This is a genomic window from Streptomyces sp. NC-S4, assembly GCF_054353315.1.
Genome location: NZ_CM135937.1, coordinates 6,758,447 through 6,774,635, shown reverse-complemented (window position 1 = coordinate 6,774,635; position 16,189 = coordinate 6,758,447). Strand labels below are relative to the sequence as shown.

Below are 16,189 nucleotides of genomic sequence, written 5' to 3'. Positions count from 1 at the left end.
ACCGTCGGACCGTCACCAGGGCGGGCGGTAGCCCGTGGTCAGGCTGCGGCCGGTCTGCCTCCACTTCGGTTCCTCGTCCACGGTGTGGGCGGTGACCGACCGGAGCTTGCGGATCAGGGCGCCGTACGCACCGCTGGCCGTCACGGACACCCTGGCGCCGGGGGGTTCGTCCATGAAGGGCATGAACTTGTCGGGGAAGCCGGGCATCGTGCAGGCGATGCAGATGCCGCCGACGTTGGGGCAGCCGCCGATGCCGTTCATCCAGCCGCGCTTGGGCACGTTGCACTTGACGACGGGACCCCAGCAGCCGAGCTTGACCAGGCAGCGCGGGGAGTCGTAGGTCTCGGCGAACTGGCCCTGCTCGTAGTAGCCGGCGCGGTCGCAGCCCTCGTGGACGGTGGCCCCGAACAGCCAGGTCGGGCGCAGCTTGTCGTCGAGGGGGATCATCGGGGCGGAGCCGGCCGCCTGGTAGAGCAGGTAGGTCAGGGTCTCCGAGAAGTTGTCCGGCTGGATCGGGCAGCCCGGCACGCACACGATCGGGATGCCGGCCTTCGAGGTCCAGTCCCAGCCCAGGTAGTCGGGCACGCCCATGGCGCCCGTCGGGTTGCCCTCCATCGCGTGGATCCCGCCGTACGTGGCGCAGGTGCCGATGGCCACGACGGCGAGGGCCTTGGGGGCCAGCCGGTCGATCCACTCGCTGGTGGTGATGGGCTGACCGGTCTCGGGGTCGTCGCCGAAGCCGCACCAGTAGCCCTCGGGCTTGATCTTCTCGTTCGGGATCGATCCCTCGACGACCAGCACGAACGGGTCGATCTCGCCCCGCTCGCCCTTGAAGAACCACTCGATGAACGTGTCGGCGCCGCCGACCGGGCCGCACTCGAAGTCGATCAGCGGCCAGTGCACGGCGATCTTCGGCAGACCGGGCAGCACGCCGGTGACGATCTCCTCGATGCTCGGCTGCATCGCCGCCGTCAGGGACACGGAGTCGCCGTCGCAGCTCAGACCCGCATTGATCCAGAGGATGTGGATCAACGGGTCCTCGACCGCATCCTTCGCATCCTTAGTCGCAGTGGCCATGGGACGGCTCCTCGGGGAGGTGTTCGGGAAGGGGCGCGGGGAGGCGGCCCGCCTCGCCCACACCTTTCTTGCTAACAGCAGTCGGGGGCGGGCGCCGCGTCAGGCGCGGCCAGTCCAGTGACGGCGCGCGGCCCGGCGGCCGACCCGCTCAGGTGGAACGGGGTGGCGGCCGGGCGCTCCTTGCGGACGAAGGCGCGGCGCAGGGCGTGGTAGGGGGCGTCGGGGTCGAAGAAGGTCCGCCGCATCGGGGCCAGCTCGGCCCGGCGGTGGTCGGCCAGCGGCCGCCGCGCCTCGTCGCGCTCGCGCGCGGCCTTCTTCCCGGCGATCCGGGAGGCGGTGGCGGGCAGGGCGGCGAGGCGGAGCCCGAGTCGGAGCGTCTCGCCGGTGAAGTCCCCGGGCGGGCAGGGGACCGTACGGTCGACCAGTCCGAGCCCGTGGGCGGCGGCGGCGCTCAGCGGGAGGGCCTCGGTGGTGAGGCGGTCCGCGAGCGCGGGGCCGACGCGGCGGGGCAGGGTGTACGTCCAGTACTCGGAGCCGTGCAGGCCCATCAGGCGGTAGTGCGGGTTCAGGACGACGCCCGAGCGGCACCAGACCTCGTCGGCGGCGAGGGCGAGCATGGCCCCGCCGGCGGCGGCGTTGCCGCCCAGGGCGCTGACCACGAGCCGGTCGGTGGTGGTGAGCACCGCCTCGACCAGGTCGTTCATGGCGTTGATGTTGGCCCAGGACTCCTCGGCCGGGTCGGCCGCGGCATCGATGACGCCGAGGTGGATGCCGTTGGAGAAGAAGTCGCGGCCGCCGCCCAGGACCAGGACGGTGGTGGGCCGGGTGAGGGCGGCCCGGTACGCGTCCAGCAGGCGGCGGCAGTGCGCGGTGCTCATCGCGCCGCCGGGGAAGGCGAACGACAGGAATCCGGCCTGCCCCTCCTCGTGGTAGCCGATGTCGGACCAGTGGGCCCGGCCGGGGCCGCAGGGCCCCGGCGCGGGGACCTCGGGAAGCGGGGGCAGCCGGTCCGCGAGCGCGAGCGCGGCGGGCAGCTTCGGGGCGGCCGGGCCGCCCGGCAGGCGGCGGGCTGCGCGCAGTTCCGGGATCCAGACGGCCCCGTCGGCCGTGGCCCGGCACAGCGCCCCGGCCCGGGTGGCCAGCAGCCGGCCGGGGCGCCCGCGCAGCTGCTCCTCGCGGTGCCCGCCGTGCAGGTACCAGGCACCGCCGAGCAGGTCGTCGCGTACGCCGGGCTGCGAGTCCGCGGCGCGCAGCACGCGCAGGACGTCCTCGGTGGTGTCGTGCTCCCAGTCGATCCGGCGGTCCTCCTGGCGCAGCAGTGGCCGGGCGTGGCCGCCGGTCTGGGGCTGCGGGGTGTACGTACCGGAGGCGAACCGTTCCACCGCGAGCAGGACGGCCTCCAGCGCGGCATCGGCGATCTCGCCGCGGTAGAGGTCGCTCTTGCCGACCGGCGGCAGGGGGCACTCGGCGCTCGCCCAGACGTCGCCGGCGTCCATCTCCGCGTTGGCCTGCAGGACCGTCACCCCCCAGCGGGGCTCGCCGTCCTGGACGGCCCGGTCGAGGGAGGAGGGCCCGCGGTCGCCGACCGGTCCCGGGTGGACGACCAGGCAGGTGTGGGCGGCCCAGACCTCCTCGGGGATGGCGGTGCGCAGCATCGGGGCGATCACGAGGTCGGGGCGGTGAGCGCGCACGGCGTCGGCCAGGGCGACGCCGGGGAGGGCGAGTTCGACCGCGACGTGGTGGCCGTGGTCGCGCAGCTCGGCGTGGACTCGCTGCGTGAGGCTGTTGAACGCACTCGCCACGAGCAGGACGTACACGTGATCTCCCAGCGGCGGCCCGGAGCCGCGCGTGCGCGGTGCCCGGCCTGGTCGGCGGCCCGTGGCCGAAGATGACCGGCCGCCTGAGATGGTCGGGGAGATCCGGGCGCCCCCGGCCGAGCCCCGCGCGGCGGGTCACCCGAAAGCGCCCGTTCCGGGGTCCGCTCGGCCCAAGGCCCAAGGGGCCCAAGGGGAGGCCGGCTGGGTCGTCTCCTTCGGATCTCGCCGGCCGAGCCCGCGGCGTCCGGTGCCGTGGCCGGCAAGGCGGAGGGGCGCCCGCGTACTGGACGTACTCGGGCGCCCCGACAACGCGGCCGGGTGCGGTGCCGGGCGTCGCGGGCCCGGCATCCGGAAGAGACGGCCTAGTCGCCGTCCTCGATGCCGATGGCCTCGGCCAGCTCCCGCTGCGCGGGGCCCGGCTCGCCCTCGTACTGCTCCAGGAGGGCGGCGGCGATGGCGTCGAGTTTGCGCTGGATCGCGTGCTCGGCCCGGCGTTCGGAGTTCTTCAGCAGGGCGAGGAGCAGCAGGGCGACGGCGCCCATGGCGTCGCCGAACAGGTGCTGCCAGCTCATGTCGAGGTGGGCGAGGTGGGCGGCGACGAAGCCGGCCACCAGCAGGACGCAGAACACGGAGAAGGCGGGCGAGCTGGTGAAGTTCGAGGCCAGCTCCGCCAGCTTCTCGAACCGGCCGAGCCGCCCTTGGCCGCCCTTCTTCGCGGGATGTTCGAAGGCCATGGTCTGCACGTGCCCGCTCGGGCCGCACCCCATCCCCACCGGGCCGCTCCAGCACCCGACCGGCCCACCGGCCCCCGGCCGGCCGGCCCGCCCGTACGGGCGACCGCAGTCCGGGTCCGCGTCGTTCCACGGTCGCACGGTCCATCGGCCCGCAGGCGTAGCCGGGTTCCTTCCGTGGAGCGATCCGCCCCTTGCCGGTGGCTGCGATCGTGATGGCCGAACGGGTCAGTCGGCACGCTGTCGAAACCGAGGTTCACCCATGCCGTTATCCGCACACCGCAAAGACTCCGCCGCTCGGGCCGGCCGGTACCGCGCCGCCTGGCGGGCCGCCCACGAACCCGTCCCCGGGGTGTCCCGGCGCCTGCGGCTCACCGCCTGCGCCGTGCCCCTGGCCGTCCTGCCCTCGGGCCTGTGGCGGCTCCCGGCGGCGTTCGACCACGGGATCGGCTTCGGGGAGCGGATGTACGTCCTGTCCCTCTCCGTCCTCTCCGAGCTCCTCGCCTTCACCGCGATCGGGCTGATCGCCCGCTGGGGCGAGGTGTTCCCGCGCTGGATCCCCGGCCTGGGCGGCCGCCGGGTTCCGCCGAAGGCGGCGGTCGTCCCGGCCGCCCTCGGGGCCACGGTCCTCACCCTCGTGTTCAGCGTCGTGGCCGTCGTCGCCGAGCTCCGGGGCACCACGATCCGCGGCGACGCGCTGTCCGCCGACGTCCCCGGTGCGGCCGGCGGCTGGGAAGCCGCCTGGTTCTACATCTGCTACACCCCGCTGGTCCTGTGGGGGCCGCTCCTGGCCGTGCTGACCGTCGCGTACCACAAGCGCCGCCGCGCAGCGGAACACGCGCCTCCGTTTCGCGGCTCAAAGAGCGGAATTCCCGGCAGCGCGTACTAGGATCCGCTGCTGGCGTCACTCGATCGACCACAGCTCACCCAGTCGATAGGAACCCCGATGATCGGCGTGCTCGTTACTTTCACCGCGACCGGCAAGTTCGATCGCTCGACTCTCGAGAAGATCGCCGGCGAACTCCGAGCGCCGTTCGAAGGCATGGCAGGCCTTCGGCTCAAGAGCTTCATGCTCGACGAAGACGGCGCTCGGGCACGAAACTTCTACGTATGGGACGACGAGGAAAAGGCCCGCGCCTTCTTCACGGATGAGATCGTCGAAAAGGTGACGGGAATCTACGGCGCCCCGCCCCAGATCGAATTCCTCGACATCGTGGGGTTCGTCGACAACTCCGGCTCCTGATCCGGCCTGATCGTCAGGACGGCCCCCAAAGGCCGTCCTGTAAATGATCTGCCCGCCATCTTCGGCATGGCGGGCCGTCGTGCGGCCCGCTTGTCCGTCCGGTGAGGCGAGGCCGCACATCCGGGCGATCCCGGGCCCTTGGATGCACAGGGAGTTGACGGTCAGTCCGGGGCTTTCCCCTCAGCACACTCTCGATTGCGCCTGCCTCCCGAACACAGGGCCTGCCGAATCCGGCCAGCGCAGCACATTGCCGCCAATCCCTCACGATCCGGTCACAGCCCCGCCGGCCTCCAGCTATACAAAGCCAGGGGCTGCTGTCCGCTGCCCCGTGGCGGTTCGGACGGGGGGACTGGGCACTTGCTCACGATCAACGTGGCGGTACTTCTGGCGTTCATCGTCTTCCTGCGGCTGCGCCGCCGCACCGAGGCCCGCAGCCGGTCCGACGAGAAGATGACCGTGGTCATCGTCCTGGCGCTGGGCATCGTGCTGGCCCCCACGGAGGTCGGCCAGGGCATCGCCGGCTTCCTCGGCCAGCTGGTCAGCGGCGCTTCCCAGGCCGGCCAGTGATCGGCGAACCCCATCGGCAGACGTCCTGCGCGCCTCCGTGCGCGCGTCCGGGTGCATTCCCCGGACGGGTCGGGTGAGCGGCCGCCGACCGGCCCGGCGCTCCGGCCGCCGACCCGGCAGGCCCCGGCGACGCACCAAGCGGCGCCAGGAGCAGGTGGTCCTCGCCGCGCTCACCGCCGTGGCCGTGGTCAGCCTGGTGGTCGCCGCCCTGCGGTGGCTGGCCGGACACCCCTGGATCGTGGCCGCCCTCGTACTGGTGGCCGCCGCGGGGGCCGGCGCCCGGGCGTGGCGGCGCAGGGAGGCCGCCCGATGGGAGCAGGTTCGGGCGAGCGGTCTGCGCTACGCACTCGGACAGCTCGACGGACTCCATCACCGCGATTTCGAGTTCGCGGTGCGGGACCTGATGCGTCGCGACGGCTGCACGGACGCGCGGCAGGTCGGTGGCCGGGGTGACAACGGTGCCGACGTCAAAGCCACCGACCCCCATGGCCGGCGTTGGGTCATCCAGTGCAAGCACAGGAAGGACGGCTGGTCCGGGAAACCCGTCGGCACCCCCGATCTGCAGGTCCTCAACGGCACCGGCCGCCAGGTCCACGACGGCGACGTCCTGGTGATGCTCACCAACGGGCGCATCACCGCCAACGCCGCCGACTTCGCGAAGTCCCAGCGCCTCCACTTGGTCGACCGCCACCTCCTCGCCGAATGGGCCGGCGGAACCCGCCCCCTGTGGGACCTCCTGCGGGCCCTCCCTCCTGCCGCCCGCCGAGAGGCTTCCTGAGGTTGGTCGCCACCACGAACGGAAACCGTTGAACGTGGTGCGCGATGTGCGCAAGATGGCCGGGAGCCCGGGAGGTCCGTCATGCCGTCCGCCGAAGTGACCACGCACACGGTGCGTGCCGAGGACGGGGCCACGGTCCGGGTCCGGTTCCATCGCAGGCCCGACGCCCCGTCGGCCCCGGTGCTGGTGTGCATGCCCGCCATGGGGACCAGGGCCGTCTCCTACACGCCCCTGGCGGAGGCCCTCGTCGAGGCGGGATTCCAGGTGGTCCTCGGGGAGTTGCGGGGGCAGGGCACGAGCTCGGTCCAGGTGCGCCGCGGAGTGCGCTACGGCTACCACGAGATGGTGGCGTACGACTTCCCCGCACTGTTCCGGGCGGTCGCGGCCGCCTTCCCCGGGGCGCCGCGCCACCTGCTCGGGCACAGCCTCGGCGGACAGATCGGCGCGCTGTACCTCAGTCGGGAGCCGCACATGGCCGCGGGCGCGATCCTGGTCGGCGCCCCCTCCTGCCACTACCGCGGCTGGCCCTTCCCGCAGAGCCTGGCCGTGCTCGTCGGGTTCCAGTTCGCCGCCGCCTTCGCCGCCGTGTACGGGTACTTCCCCGGCCGCCGTCTGGGGGTGCTCGGCGACGACTCCGCGCAGGTCCTGCGGGACATGGCCACCCAGGTCCGGACGGGCCGCTACGACGTGCCGTCCTCACCGGTGGACTTCGAGCCCCGGCTGGCCGGGCTGGACCTGCCGGTGCTGGCGGTGGCCATCGAGGGCGACCCCATGGCCCCGCCGCGCGGGGTGCGGGGGCTCTGCGCCAAGCTCACGGGCGCGCGGGTGACGTACGAGGAGCTCGCGCTCGGCGAAGGCGCTCCCGGCGGCCGGCACTACGGCTGGATCCGCGACAACGCCCTGTTCGTCGACCGGGTACGGGCCTTCGTGGACCGGACCTGACGCCCCCTCGGCGGTGTCAGCCGAGCCGGGCCGGGGAGGAGGCTCCGGGGGCGAGCAGCCGCGGGGCGCCGCTGCCGTCGGCGGGCACGGTCCACAGGTCCGTGCTGTCGGCGGCGCCGTCGGTGGGCAGGCCGTAGGCGAGCGTACGGTCGTCGAGCCAGGCGGCCTGGTCGTCCACGCTGCGCTTCTCGGCGAGCGCGTGGTCGCGCAGCGTCCCGAGGTCCATCACGTGCTCGCGCCAGAGCGAGGCCCCGGCCCGGACCCGCTTCTTGTAGGCGATGCGCGTCTCGTCCGGGGAAAGGGAGGGACATTCGACGTTCTTGGCCAGGGTTTTGACGCTGCGCCCGGAGATCGAGCCCTTGACCAGGTGGGTCTCGCCGCCGGTGGAGACGGTGGCGTAGAAGGTGTCGTCGTCCTTGGAGAAGGTGACCCCCCAGAAGTTGACGTCCTGGGCGCGGTGGTCCCGGCCGTCCATGTCGATGGCGAACTCCTCCAGGTTCGCCTCCAGCTTCCAGGTGCGGGTGTCCACGATCGCGGTACGGGTGGAGAAGAACGCGGCGCCGTAGGACTCGCCGGAGACGAACACGGTCCAGGCGGCGAACCGGCCGCTGGGCGAGACCCGGGCCCGGCTCGGGGTGCCCGCGAGGGGGAAGCTGCGCAGCGTGCGCAGTTCGGAGTCGACGATCAGGGCCTTGTTGTCCTGGGCGAGCGCGCCGGGCGTGGAGCGCAGGCACACGCCGGTGCCCGCGGCGGCGTAGAAGCGCTGGCAGTTGAGTTCGGAGGCGGTGCGGCCGGACTCGGGTGCGTCGGCCGGTACCGAGGCCAGGGACCCGCGGTACGGGCCCTGCCCGCCGTTGAGGAAGGCCAGCGAGCCGGCCCGGTCGAGCGTGACGGTCCCGGAGGCGACCGCCGGGCCGCCCGCCGACGGCTGGTCGTCACGGCCGGCGGCACGCAGCACCAGCGCGGTGGCGAGGCCCCCGAGCAGCAGCACCGCCACCGCGAGGACGAGCAGGCGGCGTGACTTGGACAGCGTCATCTGGGGGGCCTCACGGACTTCGGGTTCGACTTCGGGTTCGACTTCGGCTTCGGGTTCGGGTTCGGTTCGGGTCGGGTGTCCCCGGGCGCCGACGGGCGCAGGACGAGGGCGGCGACGGCCGCGCCGCACAGCAGGCCGGCCGCGGCGGCGGCCAGTGCCGGGCCGGTGCCCCAGAGCGTCCAGGCCGCGCCGAAGGCGAGCGAGCAGCCGAAGCGGGCCAGCGCCTGGCCGGTACCGACCAGGGCCATGCCGGTGGCGCGCAGCTCGCCGGGGACGGTGGCGGCGACGGCGGCGGGCAGCACGCCGTCGGTGGCGGCGTAGAACATGCCGTGCAGGGCGAGGACGAGGAAGGGCAGGGCGGGCCAGGCGGGGGCCCACAGCAGCAGCCCGTAGCCGCCCAGCAGGAGGGCGTGCCCGGTGAGGAAGACGGTGCGCCGGCCGATCCGGTCGGCGAGGGCTCCGGCGGGCACGGCGAGCAGCAGGAACACGGCGGCGGTGCCCAGCGGCAGGAGCGGGAACCACTGGTCGCCGATGCCGGTGCGGCGCTGCAGGAGCAGGTAGACGAAGGCGTCGCTGACGGTGGTCAGACCCAGCAGGACGGCGCAGACGGCCAGGTTGCGCAGCCGGGGCAGGCGCAGCAGACCGAGCGCGTCGCGCAGCCCCACGGGGGCCGGCCGGTCCGCGCCGGAGACCTCTGCGGCGGCGGTGCCGTCGGCGGCCGGAGCGGCGGCCGGGGCCGGGGCTGCGCCGGACGGGACGAACAGCATGAGCACCACGACACCGAGTACGGCGACGCAGGCGCTGACGCCGAAGACGGCGTCGTAGCCGTCGATCGTCAGGCTCAGGATCAGGAAGGCGGCGAGCGGGCCGAGCAGCGCCCCGGTGGTGTCCATGGCCCGGTGCACCCCGAAGGCGCGCCCTTGTAACTCGGGCGGGGTGGACAGGGAGATCAGCGCGTCGCGCGGGGCGGTGCGCAGTCCCTTGCCGGTGCGTTCCAGCGTGAGGATCACGCTGATCGGACCCAGGCTGTGGGCGAAGAGGAGCAGCGGTTTGCACAGGGCCGACAGGCCGTAGCCGACACCCGCGATCAGCTTGTGGTTGCGGACCCGGTCGGCGAGGTGGCCGCCGGTCAGCTGCACCAGGGCGCTGACCCCGTTGTAGACGCCGTCCAGCGCCCCGAAGCCGAGGGGGCTCAGGCCGAGCCCCGCGATCAGGTACAGGGGCAGGACGGCGGTGACCATCTCGGAGGAGATGTCGGTGATCATGCTGACCGTGCCCAGGGCGAGGACGGTCGGGGCGACCGCGGGGGCCCGCAGGGGTCCCCGGTCCGCAGCGGTCTTCGCGCCCCCGGGCGCGGGCGCGGAGCGGTCCGCGAGGTACATGCTCTGGAGCTCCCGATGCCGACGGACTGAGTTCACTCGAACGTGCGAGTGGAACCCTAATGGTTGTACGGGCCAACGGTGCGGCGTACGAACAGATTCGGCCGTACGCCTCCCGGTAGGGCGGGAGTTCAGCCCTCCCGGCTGCTCTCGTCCCGCAGCCAGGTGGAGAAGTCCTGGTCGCGGATGGCCTTGCGGGAGCCGCGGCGGGCGGCGAGCGCGGCCACCACGAACACCACCACCCCCGGCAGCAGGGCCGGCCGGGCCCACAGCAGGGCGCGCAGATCGGCCGTGCCGGTGCGCGCGGTCTGCTCCGACACCTGCTCCGGTGCCGCCTCCGGCGCCTCGGCCCGGCGCGCCGCCTGGAAGCGTTCGAACTCGGCGGAGGAGGTCGCCGCGCGGACCCGCCGCCTGATCAGGTCGGACCAGGTGCGCGGCGGCCGGACGACCACCCGGGCCTCCTCGACCACGCGCCGCTCCCCCGGCCCGAAGGCGAGGGACGCGGCCAGGTCGTCGGCCATCAGCGGGGGCAGCGCGGCGAGCCGCGCGTGCCCCGCCTCGGTCACGGCGATGACCCCCCGGCCGAAGAGCCCCTCGCGGACGGCGGGCAGCCGCTGCCACACCCGGTAGTACGCCCGTACCGGCCAGGCGCAGCCGGCCAGCGGAATGTCGCGGCCAGGGGCGGCGGCGAGCAGCTCCGGGCTCCGGTCGAGGGCGCCCACCAGGGCCCCCACGTCGGCGGACCCGACGACGACGTCGGCGTCCACGTACAGCCGGGGGAAGCCCCGCGCGTGCTCGTCGCCGACCCGCAGCGCCCGGTGCTTGGAGGGGGTCGGGATCTCCACCACGCGTACGCGGTCGCCGCGCTCGCCCGCCACGCGGGCGGTGTCGTCCGTACAGCCGTTGCACACCACGACGATGTCGGGCCCGGACGCCGGGGCGTCGGACAGGAGCGCGTCGAGGAGGCGGCCGATGACCCGGCCTTCGTTGTGGGCCGGTATCACGATGCTGGTCACCCGGGCAGTATGCACGGTCGAACACCCGCTCCAGGCGATTACGTCAACTCTGCCCGGGGGTACGCCCGGTGGACTAGATTGAGCGGCGCCGACCGGATTCGGCACGCTTCGGCGGCGCGGTGTCCGGCAGCGCGCAAAGGCGGTTTGCGGTACGGGTTCGGCCTGCTTGTGGGGAACAGGCGGCCGGGCCGGGGGGCGAAGCACACGGAATCACGTAGGGCATCGGTTGTGGGGGGCCATCACCGTTGAGCAGGTCACGCACGGGACGCGCGGGCGTCCGGGCTGCCGTCGACGACATCTCCCTCCAACACACGCGTCCCGGCCATGAGTTGGCGACACGCCGTCCGGCGTGCGCGAAAGGAAGGGAAACGCCGTGAAGGACACCGCGAAGGACGCGGGGCAGGACACGGGACGGAAAACGGGCGCCACCGGCAAGGGGTCCGCCCCCTTAGGCGTGGCCGTGGTCGGCGCGGGCTACTGGGGCCCCAATCTCGTCCGCAACTTCCAGTCCAGTGACCAGTTCCGGCTGCGCTGGCTCTGCGACCTGAACGTGGACCGGGCCCGGCAGGTGCTCGGCGCCTACTCCACGGTCCAGGCGACCGGCGACTACGAGGCGGTCCTCGCCGACCCGGAGGTCCACGCCGTCGCGGTGGCCACCCCGGCGGGAACGCACCTCGACGTCGCGCTGGCCGCGCTGCGCGCCGGCAAGCACGTCCTCGTGGAGAAGCCCCTCGCCGCCACGTACGAGGACGGCCTGCGGCTGGTGGACGAGGCCGAGGAACGCGGCCTCACACTGATGTGCGACCACACCTACTGCTACACCCCGGCCGTGGGCCGGATCCGCGAACTGGTCCGCTCCGGCGAGCTCGGCGAGATCCACTACGTGGACTCGGTACGGATCAACCTGGGGCTCGTCCAGAAGGACATCGACGTCCTGTGGGACCTGGCCCCCCACGACCTGTCCGTCCTGGACTTCATCCTTCCCGACCACGTGCAGCCGGTCGCCGTCGCCGCGCACGGGGCCGATCCCATCGGGGCCGGCCAGTCCTGCGTCGCCTATCTGACGCTCCAGCTGAACACCGGCGCCATCGCGCACGTGCACGTCAACTGGCTCTCCCCGACCAAGGTGCGCACCACGATGGTCGGCGGATCCAAGCGCACCCTGGTGTGGGACGACCTCAACCCCACGCAGCGCGTCGCGGTGTTCGACCGCGGCGTGGACCTGAGCGCCCCGCAGGAGATCGGCGCGGACGAGCGCCGGGACATGCTCGTCTCCTACCGGAGCGGCGACATGGTGGCGCCCGCGATCGGCGAGAAGGAGGCCCTGCGCAGCATGGTCGAGGAGTTCGCCGCGTCCATCAGGACGGGACGGCCGCCGCTGACGGACGGCCGGGCGGGACTGAAGGTGCTGGACATCCTGGAAGCCGCCTCCCGGAGCCTGGAGTTCCGCGGAGCGGTCGTAGGACTGCGCACCGGGCGTTGAGCCCCCGCAGTCCGATCACACGCAAGAACACGACCGAAAACTCAGTGGGGGCAGGGCGTTGAGCAGCGTACGAGGCAAGAGGATTCTGGTCACCGGAGGGGCGGGCACGATCGGCTCGCACCTGGTGGACCTGCTGGTGGACAACGGGGCACGCGAGGTCGTGGTGCTCGACAACTTCGTGCGGGGACGGTCGGCCAACCTGGCCCGCGCCCTGCCGAGCGGCGTGGTGGAGCTCGTCGAGGGCGACATCCGCGACGCGGCCGCGGTGCGCAAGGCGACCGAGGGCGCCGAGATGGTGTTCCACCTGGCCGCCATCCGCATCACCCAGTGCGCGGAGGAACCGCGGCTGGCGAACGAGGTCATGGTGGACGGGACCTTCAACGTGCTGGAGGCGGCCGCTGCCGCCGGGGTGGGCAAGGTGATCGCCTCGTCCTCGGCCTCGGTCTACGGCCTGGCCGAGCAGTTCCCGACCACCGAGCGCCACCACCCGTACAACAACGACACCTTCTACGGTGCGGCGAAGGCCTTCAACGAGGGGATGCTGCGCAGCTTCCACTCCATGTACGGGCTGGACTACGTGGCCCTGCGCTACTTCAACGTGTACGGGCCCCGGATGGACATCCACGGCCTCTACACCGAGGTGCTGATCCGCTGGATGGAGCGGATCGCCTCGGGCGAGCCGCCGCTGATCCTCGGCGACGGGCTGCAGACCATGGACTTCGTCGACGTCCGGGACATCGCGCGCGCCAACCTGCTGGCCGCCGAATCGGACCTGACCGACGAGGTGTTCAACGTCGCGAGCGGCACCGAGACCAGCCTGCTCCAGCTCGCGCAGGGCCTGCTGGAGGCGATGGGCGCCGAGGGCATGGTGCCGGAGCACGGCCCGGCCCGCGCCGTCAACGGCGTCACCCGCCGGCTCGCGGACACCTCGCAGGCCGCGGAGCGGCTCGGCTTCACCGCCGGGATCGACCTGCGCACCGGCCTCCGGGACCTGGTGCAGTGGTGGCGCGCCGAGCGTGCCGCCGCCGCGGCGGCCACGGAGGCCGGCCGATGAGCGCCCCGGACGCGGCCCCCGCATCCGCACCCGCATCCGCACCCACCCCTGCCCGGATCCCGGTGATGGTGCCGTGGCTGGGCGAGGAGGAGGCGAAGGCCGCCGCCGACGCGGTGCTCTCCGGCTGGGTCGCCCAGGGTCCACGGGTCGCCGAGTTCGAACGGGCCTTCGCCGAGCGGGTGGGCGCCGAGCACGGGATCGCGGTGAGCTCCTGCACCACCGCCCTGCACCTGTCCCTGATCGCCCTGGACCTCGGTCCCGGCGACGAGGTGATCGTCCCCTCGCTGTCGTTCATCGCCACGGCCAACGCGGTGCGCTACGTGGGCGCCCGGCCGGTGTTCGCGGACGTCGAGGAGGCCACCGGCAACCTCACCCCAGCCACCGTGGACGCGGTCCGCACCCCGCGGACCAGGGCGGTGATCGCCGTCCACCAGGGCGGGGTGCCCGCGGACGTGCACGCGCTGCGCGCGGTGTGCGCCGACTGGGACGTGGCCCTCGTGGAGGACGCGGCCTGCGGCATCGGCGCGACGGTGGGCGGCAAGTCGGTGGGCCACGGCGCCCTGCTCGCCGCGTGGTCCTTCCACCCCCGCAAGGTGATCACCACCGGCGAGGGCGGCATGCTGACCACGGACGACGCACAGTGGGCGGAGCGGCTGCGCCGGCTGCGCGAGCACGGCATGAACGTGTCCGCCGCGCAGCGCCACGCGAGCAGCAAGCCGGTCGTCGAGAGCTACCTGGAGGTCGGCTACAACTACCGGATGACCGACATCCAGGCCGCGGTCGGCCTGGTGCAGCTCGGCAAGCTGGACGAGATCGTGGCCCGGCGGCGCTCGCTCGCGGCCCGGTACACGGAGCTGCTGGACGGGATCCCGGGCCTGCGGCCGCTCCGGGACCCGGGGCACGGCACGGGCAACTTCCAGTCGTACTGGGTACTGCCGGCCGAGGACTTCCCCGTGGGCCGGGACGACCTGCTCGCGGCGCTCTCCGAGGCCGGGATCTCGGCCCGGCGCGGGATCATGGCCTCGCACCTGGAGCCCGCGTACGCGGACCACGGCGCGGCGCCGCTGCCGGTGACCGAGCGGATCAGCCGGGACTCGCTGATCCTGCCGCTGTTCCACACGATGACGCCGGAGCAGCAGGACCGCGTGGTGGCGGTGCTGCGCGAACAGGCGGGCGGATGAGCGGCCCGCCGCCGCGGACCGAGGACCTGCTGATCGTCGGCGCGGGCGGCTTCGCCCGCGAGACCGCCCAGGCGGTCCTGGACGCCGCCGCCTCGGCGGCCGCGTACGGCCGTGCACCGCGGTGGCGCCTGGCCGGGCACCTCGACGACGATCCGGGCCTGCACGGCCGGGAGGTCGACGGGGTGCCGGTGCTGGGCGGCAGCCACCTCGTGCACGAGCTGCCGTCGGCCCGGGTGGTGGTCTGCGTGGGCAGTCCGCGCGACTACGCCGTACGGGCCCGGCTGGTACGGCGCCTGGGGCTGCCCGGGAGCCGCTACGCCACGGTGGTCCACCCCACGGCGGTGGTCTCGCGGTCCTCCCTGCTCGGCGCGGGCTCGGTCCTGCTCGCGCACTGCGTGCTGACGGCCGCCGTCCGGCTCGGGTCCCACGTGGCGGTGATGCCGCACGTGGTGCTGACCCACGACGACCGGGTCGGGGACTTCGCCACGCTCGCCTCGGGCGTCCGCCTCGGTGGCGGGGTGCGGTTGGGGCGCGGGGCGTACGTGGGCGCGGGAGCGCTGGTACGCGAGGGCACGTCGGTCGGCGCCTGGTCGCTGACCGGTATGGGAAGCACGGTCCTGGCCGATGTGCCGCCCGGTGAGGTGTGGGCCGGGAGCCCCGCCCGCCGGCTGCGCGCGGCGGGTGGCCCTGCGCTCGACGAGCTGCGGGCCGATGGCGAGGAGACGGCCGGCCGTTGGCCGGAGACACGGATGGGGAGCACAGTCGCATGAACCAGATACCGCTGGTCGACCTGAAGGCGGCGCACGCCGAGGTCGCCGAGGAATTACGGGCGGGCTTCGACCGTGTGCTCGCCGACACCGCTTTCATCGGCGGTGCGGAGGTCCGCGCGTTCGAGCGCGAGTACGCCGAGTTCGGCGGGGTGGGGCACTGCGTGGGCGTCGCCAACGGCACCGACGCCCTCGAACTCGCCCTGCGCGCGAGCGGGGTGGGCGTCGGCGACGAGGTGGTGCTGCCCGCGAACACCTTCATCGCCACCGCGGGCGCCGTCGCCCGGATCGGTGCCCGGCCGGTGCTGGTCGACTGCCTCCCGGACACCCTGCTGATGGACCCGCGGGCCGCCCTGGAGGCCGTGGGCGCGGACACCCGCGCGGTGGTCCCGGTCCACCTCTACGGGCAGTGCGCGGACACCGCGGCGCTGGCGGCCGGGCTGCCGGCGCACGTGCGGATCGTCGAGGACGCCGCGCAGAGCCAGGGCGCGACCCGCGACGGCCGCTCCCCCGGCAGCGGGGGCATCGCCGCGACCAGCTTCTACCCGGGCAAGAACCTGGGCGCCTACGGCGACGCGGGCGCGGTGGTGACCGACGACGAGACGAGCGCGGACCTGGTCCGGGCCCTGGCCAACCACGGCGGCATCGCCAAGTACCGCCACGACGTGGCCGGGTTCAACAGCCGGCTCGACGGCCTGCAGGCCGTGGTCCTGCGGGCGAAGCTGGCCCGGCTGGCCGAGGGGAACGCGGCCCGCCGCGCCGCCGCCGCCCGCTACGACGAGCTGCTGGGCGACCTCGCGGCCGCCGGGCGGCTCACCCTGCCGGTCACGGCCGCGGGCAATGTCCACGTGTGGCACCTGTACGTCGTGCGGGTCGCCGGAGCCGACCGCGACGCCGTCGTCGGCAAGCTCAACGCGGAGGGCATCGGCGCGGGTGTGCACTACCCGGCGCCGGTCCACCTGACCCCGGCCTTCGGTCATCTCGGCCACGGCCGCGGCGACTTCCCGCACGCCGAACAGGCGGCGGACCGGATGCTCTCGCTCCCCCTCTTCCCGCAGATCACGGCCGACCAGCAGCAGCGGGTCGTGGAAACGCTCCGCAACGCCCTGCGCTGACCC

Annotated in this window: 16 protein-coding genes; 10 read left to right on the top strand and 6 right to left on the bottom strand. The window is 73.6% G+C overall.

All coding sequences use genetic code 11. The features are described 5' to 3' along the window. Nucleotides 1-12 precede the first annotated feature (12 nt). The 3 genes from ACXNSR_RS30465 to ACXNSR_RS30455 form a co-directional block, all read right to left on the bottom strand. A complete protein-coding gene (locus ACXNSR_RS30465) occupies nucleotides 13-1,077 on the bottom strand; it encodes an NADH-quinone oxidoreductase subunit B family protein (RefSeq protein ID WP_458638560.1) in 1,065 nt (354 codons plus the stop codon). A 71-nt stretch (nucleotides 1,078-1,148) separates the two neighbouring features. Further along, on the bottom strand, nucleotides 1,149-2,894 hold the full coding sequence (locus tag ACXNSR_RS30460) for an enoyl-CoA hydratase-related protein (RefSeq protein ID WP_458638559.1): 1,746 nt from the start codon (nucleotides 2,892-2,894) through the stop codon (nucleotides 1,149-1,151). Between the two features lie 362 nt (nucleotides 2,895-3,256). Further along, a complete protein-coding gene (locus ACXNSR_RS30455; RefSeq protein WP_458638558.1) occupies nucleotides 3,257-3,628 on the bottom strand; it encodes a hypothetical protein in 372 nt (123 codons plus the stop codon). Nucleotides 3,629-3,887: 259 nt separating this feature from the next. Between ACXNSR_RS30455 and ACXNSR_RS30450 the strand changes: the two genes are divergently transcribed. The 5 genes from ACXNSR_RS30450 to ACXNSR_RS30430 all read left to right on the top strand — a co-directional run bounded on the left by ACXNSR_RS30450 (nucleotide 3,888) and on the right by ACXNSR_RS30430 (nucleotide 7,155). Beyond that, on the top strand, nucleotides 3,888-4,514 hold the full coding sequence (locus ACXNSR_RS30450) for a hypothetical protein (protein WP_458638557.1): 627 nt from the start codon (nucleotides 3,888-3,890) through the stop codon (nucleotides 4,512-4,514). A 57-nt stretch (nucleotides 4,515-4,571) separates the two neighbouring features. After that, complete coding sequence (locus ACXNSR_RS30445) at nucleotides 4,572-4,868, top strand: hypothetical protein (protein ID WP_458638556.1); 297 nt, start codon at nucleotides 4,572-4,574, stop codon at nucleotides 4,866-4,868. Between the two features lie 357 nt (nucleotides 4,869-5,225). After that, a complete protein-coding gene (locus tag ACXNSR_RS30440; protein WP_458638555.1) occupies nucleotides 5,226-5,435 on the top strand; it encodes a hypothetical protein in 210 nt (69 codons plus the stop codon). A gap of 73 nt (nucleotides 5,436-5,508) precedes the next feature. After that, a complete protein-coding gene (locus ACXNSR_RS30435; RefSeq protein ID WP_458638554.1) occupies nucleotides 5,509-6,213 on the top strand; it encodes a restriction endonuclease in 705 nt (234 codons plus the stop codon). An 81-nt stretch (nucleotides 6,214-6,294) separates the two neighbouring features. Beyond that, the gene (locus ACXNSR_RS30430; protein ID WP_458638553.1) at nucleotides 6,295-7,155 is read left to right on the top strand and encodes an alpha/beta hydrolase family protein; all 861 of its coding nucleotides are present in this window, start codon (nucleotides 6,295-6,297) and stop codon (nucleotides 7,153-7,155) included. A 16-nt stretch (nucleotides 7,156-7,171) separates the two neighbouring features. Here ACXNSR_RS30430 and ACXNSR_RS30425 read toward each other — a convergent pair whose 3' ends face one another. The 3 genes from ACXNSR_RS30425 to ACXNSR_RS30415 form a co-directional block, all read right to left on the bottom strand. Then, entirely contained in the window at nucleotides 7,172-8,191 is a 1,020-nt protein-coding gene (locus ACXNSR_RS30425; protein ID WP_458638552.1) for a TolB family protein, read from the bottom strand. Continuing rightward, the gene (locus tag ACXNSR_RS30420) at nucleotides 8,188-9,573 is read right to left on the bottom strand and encodes an MFS transporter (protein ID WP_458638551.1); all 1,386 of its coding nucleotides are present in this window, start codon (nucleotides 9,571-9,573) and stop codon (nucleotides 8,188-8,190) included. The genes ACXNSR_RS30425 and ACXNSR_RS30420 overlap by 4 nt, the downstream gene beginning before the upstream one ends. A gap of 128 nt (nucleotides 9,574-9,701) precedes the next feature. Further along, nucleotides 9,702-10,586 (bottom strand): glycosyltransferase family 2 protein, encoded by an 885-nt coding sequence (locus ACXNSR_RS30415; RefSeq protein WP_458638550.1) that lies wholly within the window; start codon nucleotides 10,584-10,586, stop codon nucleotides 9,702-9,704. 373 nt (nucleotides 10,587-10,959) lie between these two features. Here ACXNSR_RS30415 and ACXNSR_RS30410 point away from each other — a divergent pair, with 373 nt between their 5' ends. Genes ACXNSR_RS30410 through ACXNSR_RS30390 form a run of 5 tightly spaced genes read left to right on the top strand, consistent with a single transcriptional unit; the run spans nucleotide 10,960 to nucleotide 16,186 of the window. Then, on the top strand, nucleotides 10,960-12,069 hold the full coding sequence (locus ACXNSR_RS30410) for a Gfo/Idh/MocA family protein (protein WP_458638549.1): 1,110 nt from the start codon (nucleotides 10,960-10,962) through the stop codon (nucleotides 12,067-12,069). 58 nt (nucleotides 12,070-12,127) lie between these two features. Next, a complete protein-coding gene (locus ACXNSR_RS30405; protein ID WP_458638548.1) occupies nucleotides 12,128-13,123 on the top strand; it encodes an NAD-dependent epimerase/dehydratase family protein in 996 nt (331 codons plus the stop codon). After that, entirely contained in the window at nucleotides 13,120-14,304 is a 1,185-nt protein-coding gene (locus ACXNSR_RS30400) for a DegT/DnrJ/EryC1/StrS family aminotransferase (RefSeq protein ID WP_458638547.1), read from the top strand. Before ACXNSR_RS30405 ends, ACXNSR_RS30400 begins: the two co-directional genes overlap by 4 nt. Then, a complete protein-coding gene (locus tag ACXNSR_RS30395) occupies nucleotides 14,301-15,074 on the top strand; it encodes a NeuD/PglB/VioB family sugar acetyltransferase (RefSeq protein ID WP_458638546.1) in 774 nt (257 codons plus the stop codon). The genes ACXNSR_RS30400 and ACXNSR_RS30395 overlap by 4 nt, the downstream gene beginning before the upstream one ends. Next, nucleotides 15,071-16,186: a DegT/DnrJ/EryC1/StrS family aminotransferase gene (locus tag ACXNSR_RS30390; protein WP_458638545.1), complete on the top strand. Its 1,116-nt coding sequence runs from the start codon at nucleotides 15,071-15,073 to the stop codon at nucleotides 16,184-16,186. Before ACXNSR_RS30395 ends, ACXNSR_RS30390 begins: the two co-directional genes overlap by 4 nt. Nucleotides 16,187-16,189 lie beyond the last annotated feature (3 nt).

Excerpts from the sequence above, each read along its gene's own strand:
- ACXNSR_RS30465 (WP_458638560.1), bottom strand. The coding sequence starts at position 1,077 with ATGGCCACTGCGACTAAGGATGCGAAGGATGCGGTCGAGGACCCGTTG.
- ACXNSR_RS30455 (WP_458638558.1), bottom strand. The coding sequence starts at position 3,628 with ATGGCCTTCGAACATCCCGCGAAGAAGGGCGGCCAAGGGCGGCTCGGC.
- ACXNSR_RS30450 (WP_458638557.1), top strand. The coding sequence starts at position 3,888 with ATGCCGTTATCCGCACACCGCAAAGACTCCGCCGCTCGGGCCGGCCGG.
- ACXNSR_RS30445 (WP_458638556.1), top strand. The coding sequence starts at position 4,572 with ATGATCGGCGTGCTCGTTACTTTCACCGCGACCGGCAAGTTCGATCGC.
- ACXNSR_RS30430 (WP_458638553.1), top strand. The coding sequence starts at position 6,295 with ATGCCGTCCGCCGAAGTGACCACGCACACGGTGCGTGCCGAGGACGGG.
- ACXNSR_RS30425 (WP_458638552.1), bottom strand. The coding sequence starts at position 8,191 with ATGACGCTGTCCAAGTCACGCCGCCTGCTCGTCCTCGCGGTGGCGGTG.
- ACXNSR_RS30420 (WP_458638551.1), bottom strand. The coding sequence starts at position 9,573 with ATGTACCTCGCGGACCGCTCCGCGCCCGCGCCCGGGGGCGCGAAGACC.
- ACXNSR_RS30400 (WP_458638547.1), top strand. The coding sequence starts at position 13,120 with ATGAGCGCCCCGGACGCGGCCCCCGCATCCGCACCCGCATCCGCACCC.
- ACXNSR_RS30395 (WP_458638546.1), top strand. The coding sequence starts at position 14,301 with ATGAGCGGCCCGCCGCCGCGGACCGAGGACCTGCTGATCGTCGGCGCG.
- ACXNSR_RS30390 (WP_458638545.1), top strand. The coding sequence starts at position 15,071 with ATGAACCAGATACCGCTGGTCGACCTGAAGGCGGCGCACGCCGAGGTC.